Genomic DNA, 12,271 nt, shown 5'->3' with positions numbered 1-12,271 from the left:
ACCTACGCATGAATGCCGTATTCAAAAAAATCATCCGCGAACACAAGCTGTCCTCCCGTCTGATCCCCGTCTTTACGGTGGCGCCGGAACTTGAACTCGCCTGCGCCCGCGTGGCCGATTTCATCGGGGAGAAGTTCATGGGCGAGAGTGAGCCGCTCGTCAAGGAGATGCTGGACTGCGGGCTCGCCGCCTACAAGCGCACCCGCAAGACGGGCAACCCGCACATCGCATTCATGCAGGGGTTATTTTCCCGCGCGCACCTGCTGTATGCGCGCCGCTACGTGGCGATCGACGGCGATCGCTATCACGTCTGGCCGCCGATGTTCGAACCGGTGACCACGTTCGAGGCACGCTACGGCAAGCTTGAAACGGGCATGTTCGACGAGCGTTGCCCCGAATCGGTCACGCAGCGCTCGGCCGCCTTCCAGCTGGCCGCGCGCGCGCTGACGGGCGAAAACTTCCGACTCTATTTCGAGGACTACGATGTCGCTCACGCCTTTTCTGATAGCGAAGCTATCGAGGGTTGAACCGGACGTCGTGCGCCGCGCGATATCGACGGCCAGCGCGATCGACGAGATTGAAGGCGGGCGACCGGCCGAGTTCTCGCACGGGCCGAACGCGATGGCGTTCGCACTGGCACTCTTTGTGGCGCGGCGCCCGGTGCACTTCTATCTTGGCCTCGCGGGGCTCGTTGGCTTTCCGGTCTACCTTCTGGTGCGGATCGGGTCATTCCTGATCGAGTGGGGGATGCACATCCATGGCCAGTAGCCGGTTCGTCTCCCACGTCAAGTGGTGGTTCTTCTTCGTGCCGTTGCTTGCCGTGTTCATCATGCCGGCTATTCCTGAGCCGTCGCTTTTCTCGGTGCCGCCCGAGGAAGCGGAGTCGGTCGCAGGAATTCTCGGTGTGGAGACGGCCGACGAAGTGGTCGAGAAGACCAACGAACGGTTCAAGGCGTGGTTCGTGCAAACGGGTCTTGTCCGCGCAACCATCGACGCGACGGGAGGCGGCGATATTGGCGATGGGGGAGTGTCCGAGTTCGCCCACACCTGGGTCCACAACTTCTGGCGCGAGCTGTATCGGCTCGTGTACCGCGCGAGCGTCATGAAGCTCTGGATTTTCGGCACGCTGATCTTCTGCGTCGCGGCGTTCTTCGACGGCGCGATGCGTCGCAAGATCAATGCGTCAGCGGCGGGCTTCGCCAGTCCACTGTCGTTTCACCTGGCAGGCCACGGCATCCTGCTGGTGTTCGGTGTTGCCTTTGCGATCCTCGTCGCGCCGATCCCGGTGCTCGCGCCGTGCTGGATCGCCATCGCCGCGGTGCTCGGTGCGCTGTTGTGGCACGCCGCGTCGTCCTACCAGTGATCGGCTAGCCCGAAAGCTATAAGGAAAACCGCATCATTTCGGGTTAAGGCCGTCAGCCGGCTGACGGCCGCAGTCGTCGCGCGGCGAATCGCGCCGGGTGTCCCATGACGGACCGAGGCCGGGCTTTACCCTTCCCAACGCACCGCCAAGCCAACACAGCGTGATCTGGAGGGTCGCCTCTTTAGAACTCCGAGCGTATCGCAGGCTTACCTCGATGCGCCCGTCCGCGTCATGTTCATTGGGAAGGAAACTAACGGTTGGTGTGACAAGCTGGGAGCCTTCTACGAGCGTCCGGACAGGATCGGCATCGCGAAGGCTCGCTATGAGAATCAACACGCCTGTGGCACCGGTAATAGTGAGTTATTGCGGCAGTGGAAGCGGTTCGCTGATGCATTCGCTGGAGGCGATCGAGCGGCTGTTTGCTGGAACAACCTGATGAAGATGGACTGGCACCGCCCGAAGCGCGGCTACTCTCGGGCCTCGATCGGGCATTCTGCTCATCTGTTTGATTTTTCGGTGGCAGCCGTCAAGTTTGAAATCGAACTGCTTAAGCCAGATCTAATCATCTTCGGTAGCGGCCACACATACGACCGCGCCTTGAAAGCCGTGCTTCCGGAGCGTGAGACTGTGAAGGTTGAGCCAAAGGCTTTTAGGCACTTCCGGTCGAATGGCATCGAGTGTTTTAGGACATGCCACCCAGGTGCGCGGGATAAGCACGTCAAAGAGTACTACCGGAGGATTATTGACACCGCTTCGAGCGCGTTTGCGGAGCGCCTACCGATGCAGAAAGCTTCGGCATAGGCTGCCTTTGTCTCGACATTCTTCGGCACGGTCGTGCGGCGTGTCGGCGCTGTGTTAACGAGACGGAACGCGGCCCATATGTGGGCTTCTCGTGCTCACGCGCCTTCTAATCGCTTGAACAACTCTTTGTGTTGATAGTAGATAGCGGCAAGTCGCGACCGATAGTCATCTTCCAAATATCCCTTGGTTCCAGCTGCAGGCTTGCCGGCCGCATGACACCGTGCTTGTTGCCTCTGAACAAGCCTTATCCGTACACGCTGCTTCATGATTCCTGCGATGTGGTGGGGGGCGGCTGGTCGATTGTCCGCGATTTGTGGCCCTGTGTCGAATGACCGCTCCTGGGCCGGCCAGAGACGATCAGTCTGCCCCCCGCCCGCTGTGGGGACCGCCGCTCCATCCGGTTCAAAAAGGCGAATGCCCCGTCCATTGCGCCGCGGCCTACGGAACTCAAAAACTCCGTCCGGCTCATCAACTGGTCACAAAGATGCTTCAAATCACACATGTTTTGACGGCCCGGGCGGGATGGGGCTCGCAACAATAGGGACATGCCGCGCGCGTGCGCGTGCACCTTTCCAAAGGGACACCCTTATGAGCACCATCTCCGAAGAGACGAATACCGAAGCCCTGAGCCAGCCGTCGGCGACCGACATTCCTGCAGCAGCGGAAAACCCGGCTACCGGTGCTGATGCCGCAAGTGCATCGGCGGCAAACCAGAATGCGACGACGGATGGCGCGGACGGCGGCGAGATCGAACTCGAGCTGCAACAGATGGAAGACGCGGCAAACACCCTTCAGAAGGAAGGGATGATCAGCGAGTCCGAAGCCGAGGAAAAGCGTGAGCAGGTCGCCCGTACGCGCAAGCTGTTCCGCGAGCTGTCTCCGGCCGAGCGCGCAGCGATCGTGCGACGCCGCCGGGAAATCGGCCGTGAACTGATGGCGCGCCAGCTTTCCGGCGCGGCAGTAGTGACCGCGACAGTGCGGCTGAATCACACCCGCCTGAAGCCGCTGTTCGAACAGTGGTGGCCGTACCTGAACCGTATGAGCATCAACATGCAGCGCTTTGGCCGCTCGACGTTTGGCGCTGAGGATCAGGGTACGGTCACTTCCTGGCTCGAGAAGCAGGTTGCCGAACTCGAAGCGTATGTCGATGAACAGCTTGGCGTGGCCAAGGACTTCCGCGAGAAGACCGAGCAGAAACTGCGCGATCAGGGCGACATCGTGTTCGCGCCGACGGTAACGAAGCCGTCGCTCGCCATCGAGGTTGAGGCGTATTCGCGTTTCTCGATGCGTCTGCTGTCGCTGCTGATGAAGTTCGACAAGGTGATGGACAACTTCGACTTTCTCGTCTGGAACGGCATTCGCGACCAGTCGGACGTCGACGAGGAATCGGCACGTTTTCTGCGTAAGTTCCATCCGATTGGCGTGCGTGGGTACATGACCCACCTGCGTCTGATGACGACGGTTCGTGGCCGTTAGGCGTGACGCAATCATGCTTGACGGCCTGAATCCCCAGCAGCGCGAGGTTGCCGAGCACCGCCGGCACTGCGTCGCGATCGCATGTCCGGGCGCGGGCAAGACGAAGACGATTGCCGCCAAGGCCGCGCTCCTCCTGTCGCAGCCTGGCGCGATCGTCGGTGCCGTCACGTTCAGCAAGGATGCGGCCGTGGAACTGCGCGATCGCATCCTGGCGCTCTCGGGCGCACAGGCAAAGAATCGGCTCATCGCCGGCACCTTTCACTCGCTGGCGTTCCGGCAGTTGGGCCAGCCCGGCGGAAAACGGCGGGACATCGCATCCGATGGCGATCGCATGGGCCTGATTGCCCGCGTCATCGCCGAGCTCGGCCTCGAATGGAAGCCTGAAGAAGTCGTGCCCGTGATCGAGCGGATCAAGACCAATTTTGGTCGCGTCGAGGCCGGCACCGCCGATGCGCAACTCTATGAGGCCTATCAGGCAGCGCTTGAGCGCAACGGCAAGATCGACTTCCAGGACATGCTGCGCCTCGCGGTTGCAGGCATGGAGGCGGACGATATCACACCGTATCGCTTCACGGATCTCCTCGTTGACGAGTTTCAGGACACGGACCCGTTGCAGTACCGGTGGGTCGAGCTTCACGCGAAGGGGGGGACACAGGTGACGGTAGTGGGCGACGATGATCAGAGCATCTATGGCTTCCGTGCCGCGCTTGGCTTTCGCGGGATGGAGAGCTTCGCCGCATCCTTCAATGCGCAACGGGTCGTGTTGGGCAGCAATTACCGGTGCCGCAGCGAAATCCTCTCGGCCGCCGACCGGGTGATCCGCAATAACGCCGATCGCATTCCAAAGGTGCTGCAGGCCGAACGCGGCGCCGGCGGCTCGGTCGCGACGAGGCGGTCCGACGACGAATATGCAGACGCCATTGCCGCAGTCGAATTCCTGCAACCGCTGCTCGCGTCCGGCAAGTCGTGCGCCATTCTTGCACGCACGAACCGTATCCTTGATCCGATCGAGGCGGTTTGCCGCTCGCACGGCGTCCCGTACTTCCGTGCGTCCGGCAGTTCGGTACTGAACCGCCCGCAGGGCGCGCTCATGTGCAACCTGCTCGAAATCGTCGAGGGCCGCAAGCAGAACGGGCTTGATGCGGTCCTGGGCTACATGGGGATGAATTCTGCGCACCTGGGCTCACTGCACCGCGACATGGGCTCGGCGCTTGTACAACGACAGAAAAAGGATCTGGTCGCGCTAGGCCTGCCCGAAGAGACGGCCACCGCGTACCGCGCGTTCATGAAGCGCCTGGGCGAATGGCAACTGATGTGTGAGCGCCAGTTCTATTCGCTTGCGCTCGATGGCGTGCTGGAACTGATGATGACCTATGCGAAGGCCGATCCGGCGATTCGCGCAATCCAGGGCACGTACGACGTGCTGTCGCGACTGAACGGCACGTTTGCCGAGCGGATCGAGTATCTGAAGCGGGACAACAACAAGCCCGCAGACGGCGCGCTCGTGCTGACCACGATGCACAGTTCGAAAGGGCTGGAGTGGGACCACGTCTGGATCACGCGCGCCGAAGAGGGTGTCGTACCGGACGAGAAAAGCACCGAATCGGAGGAGCGGCGCCTGTTCTACGTCGCGATGACACGGGCGCGTGACAGCCTTGTCATCGCCACGATCAAGAAAAATCCCGTGTCGCGATTCGTCATCGAATCGGAAGCACGCTGATCAATATCTGGAGTTTCCATGCTCGATCGACTGCTCCGCAGGCTTGGCTATGTGCCCGTCTCATCCCTCATGCCTGTTGGCGCTGCCTCGCAGGTCGTCGTGCAGCGGTTGCGCCGCATCGACACCGGGCATCGGCCTTTGAGTTCGACAGGGCGAGTCTCGATGCCCTCTGCTATTCGTACAGCGACGGCGACTTCTCCTACCTCGCCGTCGGACGCGATGACTGGGCGCCGCTCGCCGTCGCAGGCTTTTCGCTTGTGAGCCAGCCGCAATGCCGTACATGGCTGAACGAGAACCTGCGCTCGCGAGTCTGGGTCGGAACGGACGCGCTGGAATCCTGGCACGCGGAGAACCGGCCGGTGTTCGCAAAGGTTGGCGCGCGACCCGACCGGCAGTCCGTGTCGCCGATGAATCTGGCGATGGTGACGGACATCGGAGAGGATCAGGTGCCGTTACTGGAGGCCAGCGAGATCGCGGAGCTGTTCGCGTTGGCGTGGCAGCGTGCCCGTGTCGCGTCGCCGTTTTTCTTTCTGGCCAATTCGGCGCAGTATGCCGCGTTGCTGCGTCACCACGCCCTTCGTTTCGCCTGCGAGGCGAACGAGCACGCACTCGAAAGGGCCATCGACTGGCTCGCGACCTGGTTCGAAGCACGCGGCCTGGCGGTTGAACGGGAGCGGTCTCTCATCAACCTGCCGGGCTATCGTGCGCTTTTCCATAGGGCTCCTGCACCGCTATGACGTGGACGCGGACGTGGTCCGGCGCACATGCAAAAAAATAGGGCGCTTCCCTGACGGGGAGCGCCCTTTGTTCTATCGTGGCCCGGTAGTTACAGGTCCGCGTGGTGGAGCTTTAGCGCGAGGCAATAGTGAGCGTCGCCGAGCGGCACGTCCACGCTCTGGCCATCGGCCACATCGACCGTCATGTTGGTGGCTTCGAGGCCGTTCACGTCTCTCGCGATTCAGACTGCTGCCGCGGTTCGCGAGAGCTGCTGGACGTTGGTCGCCCCGTTTTCGATCGTGAGATCGCTCTTGCGTCTGACCTGACCTTCGAGCGATGCGTGCTGGCCGAGCCGGATGGTGCCGTAATAGAACACGTTGCCTTTGACGCGGCCGTTGATTTCCAGGATGCCGCGCGCGTGCACGTCGCCTTCAACCATGCCGTCGATCCGGACGTGCTCGCCCTGAACCTGCCCCTTGACCATGCCGCCCTGACCGACGTGCAGCAGGCCGGTATTGGAGACTACGTCACCATCGACGATGCCGAAAAAGGCTCAGACCGTGGTCGAGAATCACGTTGCCGTGAACCGACAGGCCTGCGCAAAGCAGGGTGACGTTGGGACCTTGTGTTTTCATGGGGGGGCTCCTAGAACAGTTGAACGTCGCCGGATTTCGCGGCGGGCGCTTTCGACGGCGCGGCCGTTGTGGTCGACGGCGCAGCGGGCTCGTCGTTCGCCGTCGCCTGGTGACGGGTGAGGTGATGCAATGGCCGCAAGGCTGGCCTGGCCGGTCCATGCGGCTGCTCCACCGCGGCCGCCGTTGTGGTTGGAGTCGCGGTTGTGGGTGTCGGCGCGCTCTGCGATGGCGATGGCGATGGCGCCGGTGCCGGTGCCGGTGCCTGAGCCTGCGGTGTGATCGCCAGCGGGGCTGTCTGTGCAGGGGCAGTCGGGCGTTGCGCGTGGATCGGAGAGGCCGCGGCGCCCTGTTCCGGATTGGTGGCTTGGGGGGCCGCGCGAAGATCGGTTCCCGCAGCCGCGGCCGGCATCGCGAGCGACCGCGCGTCGACGCTCGCGAGGCCGGACGGTCCGGTTGCCTTTGGCACTTCGAGGTCACTCGCGGTCAATGGCTTCGCGGGCGCCGCATTGATCGGCATCGTGCCGTCGCCCACGGATTGCGAAGTAGCAGGAACCTGAGCGGATGCGGGAGCCACGGCGATCGGCGCCGGATGAATATTCTCGCGCGTCGCGTGCCACACCCGCGCTGCACTCATCCCCGCCAGACCAGCAAGCGCGGCAATGGCCACAGCGATCAGGGCAGGGCGTCTTGCCGTGCGCAGTGCCGCGGTCATTGCGGCACCCTGGGAGCGTAGCGATTTGCCGCCTTCGGGTGCCGGTAGCGCCGGCATCGCGGCAGTGTGGCGGGTGATGTCGATGACGACGGGTTGCCCCGAATACTGGGCGTGCAGTGCCTGAATTTGCCGTAGATCCATATGTTCCTCACAGGGTGACAAGTCGAGCGTATCCATCCGGCCACGAAGTCAAGTGGGCCGCGATCTGAAGTAGGCGTGAGAGGTCGAAGCAGTCAGCTTTCGCGGCGCTGGCCGTCGAAGTCGTACTGGTCGTTGTCGGGCATGCACACCTGAACGATGTGTTTGAGCCGGCGCTCCGCGTTCGCGAGAATGTTCGCGCGATCCTGGTCCGTGATCTTTCGCTCGATCATCCGCTCGGTGGATCGCACAAAGATCCGGTCATACTGCGTCAGGCATCGCACCAGCAGACCAGCGAGCGGACGCGTGACAGTCAGTTCGATCAGTTCGTGCGGCATTTCGAGCCGACGCGCTTCGTGGCGGGCCAGCCATTCATCGGTCTTGCCGAGCCAGTTCGAGGTGTCGCGCAACGCCTTCTCCAGAGCCTTGACCTTGCCTCCGCGCGCGACGGCAATCTTCGATGCGCAGAAGTTGTAGTCGGACCTGATGTAGTTGCGGGCGAACTGCGAGCTGTACCGAAGCACCGTTTTCGCATCGGTCTCCGGATTGATCCGCTCAATGCGGCCGTCGCTCGTCAGGCGTTCGATGGGCTTCAGGCCGCTACCGGATGCTGACGGGGGTGCCTCGGAAGCAGGTGTGGCAACACTGAGCGCTGGACGACCGGTGTTGCCTTCCGGCTGCCGGTCGGGCTCGGGGGAAAGTTCAAGGACTGCGGCCATGGTCTATTCGGATGTGGTCTCTCTCACCGTCCATTGTCAACGCGAGTCCTCTGACGAATTCAGGCAAAAGCTATGCCGTTTTCGTGATCTTTCGGGGGATTTGCGGCAGCGTTTTGGGCAATACTGACTCTACTTCTCGCGTCCCTGACGCATCGACACTGACCCGGCTAGCCCGGAGTCCATCTTCTGTCCAAGTCGTGCCCTGCGCATGCTCCGACCAGCCGGCAACTGGTGTGGAATCTTCTGCTGATGAGCGCCTAGCCTGTGCTCCCCATTCATTCAGTCATAAAACTCGTCGCCGGCCGCATTCATTTGCGCCGCGACATCGTTTGGACCCGGATCATTCGGGTGTTCTCTCTCCAGAGCCCGTCTGGGTTGAACGATCGTAGTGGACTGATCCGTGATCCTGCGGCGGAATGAATTTTCCGAAAATGGGCTGTTGCGCGGCGTGACCATGCCGCGCGGGAACGACCTAACGTTCCCGACTGTGAGCCTCACGGCTCCCTGAGCGCCACGACCCCAGAAGGGTTGTGGCGCTCGGGTCATTTCATCCGAATCCCCGAAGCGCGCTCCTCTGACCGAGGAACGCGCTTTTTTTTCGTCCTTCAGTTCCTGTCCCGTACGGAGGTCTTCCATGCTTCCCGACCGTCTTGACCAGCGCATTGCCCAGGCGATCAGCGACACGATCGCCCAGGAACGCGCATCTGCAGACACCGCATTGCCAGCATGGCGCACGCGGTGCGAGGTAGCACGGTTCGCGACGTTCAGCGATCCCGAGCGCCGCGTTTTTCTTTCACATGTTGCTGAACGCCGCGGCGAGGCGGCGGCGCACGAACTGGAGCAGTCGGCCAGCGAGCTGCGCACCACAGCGATCTTTTTCCTTGCGAGAAAACCCTCATGAATGCAGTTCCCAGCATGCTCAACGGCCCTGTGCGCAGTGTCGTTGAAGAACGGGCCTTGCGCCCGCCGGTGATCGGACACATCCGGCCCGGCATCAAGGTGCTCACATCGAAAGCCCGAGCCAACAGTCGCGCCGTTGACATCTACAACGACATGGTTGCGGCGGGTGATTCGTTCGACACGATCGGCAAGGTGATCGAATCGAAGTGCAACCTGAAAAACGCACTCGCGCCCAAAAACACACCGTATTTCACGTGTCGCCGCTCGGACTTCACCAATCCCGACGTCGCCGACGAAATCCTCAGGCTGTATGGCGAGGATCGTGGCGAGGGACTCAGGCTCTATCGCTTTCCGGTGCTGTTCGCGTTCAACGACTGGATGCAGAACCTGCCCAACCAGATGGCCGTGTACGGCGCCAATGGTCGCAAGTTCTTCTCCCAGTACGAACGCGATGGCATCCGCTATTGCATGATGTACGCGAAGATGGAGCGGGATCAGCGGGCGCAACGCGCGGTTCGGCACTTCGGCGGCCGCACCGTGATCCGGCGGCAGGACGAAGCGATTCCTGATGGCATTTGCGACCCCGAACAGTGTCCGCAGTACCAGGCGCGACACTGCAACCTGTCGGCGAGCTTCATCTTCGCTGTGCCGGACATCAAGGGGCTGGGCCTCATCGAGTTGCCGACGAATTCCATCTACGTGCTTCAGAAGGCATATTCGGCCATGCAGACCGTGCAGCTTGCCAGAGGCAAACTGACCGGGACGCGATTCTGGATCACGAAGCGCGAGTTCGACATCACGCGCATCAACGAAAACGGCGAAGCGGTTCGGGCAAAGCAGCTGCTCACGGTGCTCGACGCCGACATCGACATCGGGGCGCTGCTTGACGGCGCCGATGATGCGGTGCCGGCAATCGAAGCGGCCGCACAGGCGGTTGCCTTGCTCGAAGCCGGTGGCAACGTTGTTCCCCTTGCCGGTGGCTTTCCAGGCGTCATTGCTGATAAGGGAACGCGCGGTGAGAGCTCTGTGGACCACAGCGACCCAACGCCAGATCAACAGGCATCCGGGCAGCAACAGCCGGTACAGGTTGCAGGCGGGGCCGAAGCAGCCCGTGCACATCCCAACGCACCGTCGTCGCAAACTGACGGCAGCGCGGACGATGCAGTCGAAACGCTCACCGACAAGCTGGACCGTATGTCGGACCTGCTGAAGCGTCTCGGGTTAAGCGCGGAAAACCGGAAGGAAGATTTCCGGGTCTTTGCGCACACCACCTATGGACGTGGATGGGTCGAGCGGCCGCAGGATGTCGACAGCATGAACGAGCGTCTGGAGAAGGCACTGACTGATCGCGCAGCACTCGATCGCGAGATCGCGGCGACCAGGCAGACGACGTTCTTCGACTGACCGGTTTCATCCCGTTCCACAACCTTCCGCCAGCCCTTCGGGGCTGGCTCTCTCCATACCCCTGCGTCCATCCGGGCGCGCATTCCAATATTGGCTGCCGTATGGCGGCCTTTTTAATTTCTGAAGGCGAAAGTGAGATTCGCACATTTTTCTGACCTGCATTACGCGCCCGACAATCTGGCCGAGTCCGACCGCTGTTTCAGTTTTGCTGTTGGCAACGCGATCGACAGCGGCGCGCAGCTTGGCGTGGTTTCCGGCGACTCGACCGATCACCGGCTCGATGCGCATGCGCCGTCGTTGCACGCGCTCGCGACCCAGATTCACCGGCTAGCCAACGCGATGCCAGTGCTGATGTTGCAGGGCACGTTCTCGCACGAGCCTCCAGGCACCCTCGATAACTTCGCCCTCATGGGCGGCGTTCATCAGATCCACGTTGCGGATCGCGTGTCTCAGGTCGCGCTCGTCGATGGGCGTTTCTGGGCATCGAAGGGACCTGGCTTCTCGGATGACGAACTGCGTCAGTTCATCGGCGTCATGCCCGAAGTGGTGTTCACCTGCCTGCCCACGGTCAACAAGGGCCAACTGGCTGCGAGCGTTGGCGCGCTCGAGGCCGGTACGGAACTGGGCGATGTGCTCGCCGCATATCTGGCGGCGGCGGGCCGTGTGAACAGGCAGCTTCGCGCAGCGGGGATTCGCACGGTCGGTGTCTCGCACGGCACAGTCAACGGCTGCACCACCGAGCACGGCGTCACGATGGCGGGGTTCGATCATGAGTTCTCGCTCACGGCGTTGTTCGAAGCCGAATGCGATGGCTTCATGCTGGGCCATATTCACAAGGAGCAGCAGTGGGAGCGCGACGGCAGGCTGGTCGCATATCCGGGCTCGATTGGCCGCTTCCATTATGGAGAAGAGGGCGAGAAGGGCTATCTGTCGTGGGACGTTGAACCGGGCAGCGCGTCAGCAACGCTCGTCGCAACGCCTTCGCGACAGATGATCTGCATGGACTTCGACGGACCACCGGACATGGCAAAGCTTCAGGAGCTCGCAGCGGACGCGGCCGACAAGTTCGTGCGTGTGCGCTGGCAGGTCGACGAGGAGCATCGTCAGGTAGTCGATCGTGAAGCGATCAAGGCGCTGTTTTCCGGTGCCGCGGGTCTGAAGGTCGAGTCGCGCGTATTGCCGGTGGTTCGCAGCCGTGCCCAGGGCATCAGTCTGGAGACGACCGTCGAGGGGAAGCTCGCACGCTGGTGCGAACTGGCCAGCGTTGACGCCAGCCCGCTTCAGGACCGGTTGCAGCTGCTCGCCTCCGGCGACGTGGAAGCGGTCGCGGCCGGTGTGCTCGCCAGTCTTGCTTCCGGGCCCGAATCGCAGCCTGCATCGCCACCTGAAGTGCCGCCTGAAGTGCCGGCGCTCGCCACGGTGCTCACGCACCCCGCCGCATCGCTGGAGACGGCGGACGAAGTCACGGCCGCCCCGGTCGGGACTGACACCAAGGCGACCGTTACACCCGCGTCGCTCGACTGGCTCAACGACGATCTGTTTGCGGCCTAGCCGCCATGGTGAGAGTGGCCTGTACGGCACTCTCACGCGGAACACAGCCGTGTTCCGGAAGCCCGCCCTCTACCAGAGGACCGCGGGCTTCCGGAACAAGGTTCACCCGCGTCCCTGACGCATCGATCGCAGTCT

12 protein-coding genes and 1 pseudogene are annotated in these 12,271 nt (G+C 62.4%); 10 read left to right on the top strand and 3 right to left on the bottom strand.

What is annotated here, in order from left to right:
• The first annotated feature begins 8 nt into the window (after positions 1-8).
• The 7 genes from G5S42_RS39120 to G5S42_RS39090 all read left to right on the top strand — a co-directional run bounded on the left by G5S42_RS39120 (position 9) and on the right by G5S42_RS39090 (position 6,097).
• Positions 9-527, top strand: coding sequence for a hypothetical protein (locus tag G5S42_RS39120; RefSeq protein ID WP_176112116.1), 519 nt, complete (start codon positions 9-11; stop codon positions 525-527).
• Positions 484-768 carry a hypothetical protein gene (locus G5S42_RS39115; RefSeq protein ID WP_176112115.1) on the top strand — a complete coding sequence of 95 codons (285 nt, stop codon included), beginning with the start codon at positions 484-486 and terminating at the stop codon, positions 766-768. The genes G5S42_RS39120 and G5S42_RS39115 overlap by 44 nt, the downstream gene beginning before the upstream one ends.
• Positions 758-1,363, top strand: a complete 606-nt coding sequence (locus tag G5S42_RS39110; RefSeq protein WP_176112114.1) for an IncC plasmid conjugative DNA transfer DtrJ family protein — start codon at positions 758-760, stop codon at positions 1,361-1,363. The genes G5S42_RS39115 and G5S42_RS39110 overlap by 11 nt, the downstream gene beginning before the upstream one ends.
• A 231-nt stretch (positions 1,364-1,594) precedes the next feature.
• Positions 1,595-2,164: a hypothetical protein gene (locus tag G5S42_RS39105; RefSeq protein ID WP_176112113.1), complete on the top strand. Its 570-nt coding sequence runs from the start codon at positions 1,595-1,597 to the stop codon at positions 2,162-2,164.
• A gap of 588 nt (positions 2,165-2,752) precedes the next feature.
• Positions 2,753-3,640 (top strand): ATPase, encoded by an 888-nt coding sequence (locus G5S42_RS39100; RefSeq protein ID WP_176112112.1) that lies wholly within the window; start codon positions 2,753-2,755, stop codon positions 3,638-3,640.
• A 13-nt stretch (positions 3,641-3,653) separates the two neighbouring features.
• Positions 3,654-5,360 carry an ATP-dependent helicase gene (locus G5S42_RS39095; RefSeq protein ID WP_176112111.1) on the top strand — a complete coding sequence of 569 codons (1,707 nt, stop codon included), beginning with the start codon at positions 3,654-3,656 and terminating at the stop codon, positions 5,358-5,360.
• Positions 5,361-5,617: 257 nt separating this feature from the next.
• A complete protein-coding gene (locus tag G5S42_RS39090) occupies positions 5,618-6,097 on the top strand; it encodes a hypothetical protein (RefSeq protein WP_246392463.1) in 480 nt (159 codons plus the stop codon).
• Between the two features lie 221 nt (positions 6,098-6,318).
• Here the strand turns inward: G5S42_RS39090 and G5S42_RS39085 are convergent.
• The 3 genes and pseudogenes from G5S42_RS39085 to G5S42_RS39075 all read right to left on the bottom strand — a co-directional run bounded on the left by G5S42_RS39085 (position 6,319) and on the right by G5S42_RS39075 (position 8,281).
• Positions 6,319-6,712, bottom strand: a pseudogene (locus G5S42_RS39085) (bactofilin family protein).
• A 10-nt stretch (positions 6,713-6,722) separates the two neighbouring features.
• A complete protein-coding gene (locus tag G5S42_RS39080) occupies positions 6,723-7,565 on the bottom strand; it encodes a hypothetical protein (RefSeq protein WP_246392462.1) in 843 nt (280 codons plus the stop codon).
• A 92-nt stretch (positions 7,566-7,657) separates the two neighbouring features.
• Entirely contained in the window at positions 7,658-8,281 is a 624-nt protein-coding gene (locus G5S42_RS39075; RefSeq protein ID WP_013094720.1) for a hypothetical protein, read from the bottom strand.
• Positions 8,282-8,915: 634 nt separating this feature from the next.
• On the opposite strand from G5S42_RS39075, the gene G5S42_RS39070 reads away from it, so the two are divergent.
• From G5S42_RS39070 to G5S42_RS39060, 3 genes are all read left to right on the top strand, one after another.
• Positions 8,916-9,182 (top strand): DUF7696 family protein, encoded by a 267-nt coding sequence (locus G5S42_RS39070; RefSeq protein ID WP_176112110.1) that lies wholly within the window; start codon positions 8,916-8,918, stop codon positions 9,180-9,182.
• Entirely contained in the window at positions 9,179-10,585 is a 1,407-nt protein-coding gene (locus tag G5S42_RS39065) for a recombination directionality factor (protein ID WP_176112109.1), read from the top strand. The genes G5S42_RS39070 and G5S42_RS39065 overlap by 4 nt, the downstream gene beginning before the upstream one ends.
• Positions 10,586-10,717: 132 nt before the next feature.
• Positions 10,718-12,136, top strand: a complete 1,419-nt coding sequence (locus G5S42_RS39060; protein WP_176112108.1) for a metallophosphoesterase family protein — start codon at positions 10,718-10,720, stop codon at positions 12,134-12,136.
• The last annotated feature ends 135 nt before the right edge of the window (positions 12,137-12,271 follow it).

This window comes from Paraburkholderia youngii (assembly GCF_013366925.1).
Lineage (GTDB): Bacteria > Pseudomonadota > Gammaproteobacteria > Burkholderiales > Burkholderiaceae > Paraburkholderia > Paraburkholderia youngii.
The sequence above is the reverse complement of the archived record's forward strand: the minus strand, read 5'-3'. Positions and strand labels throughout refer to the sequence as shown.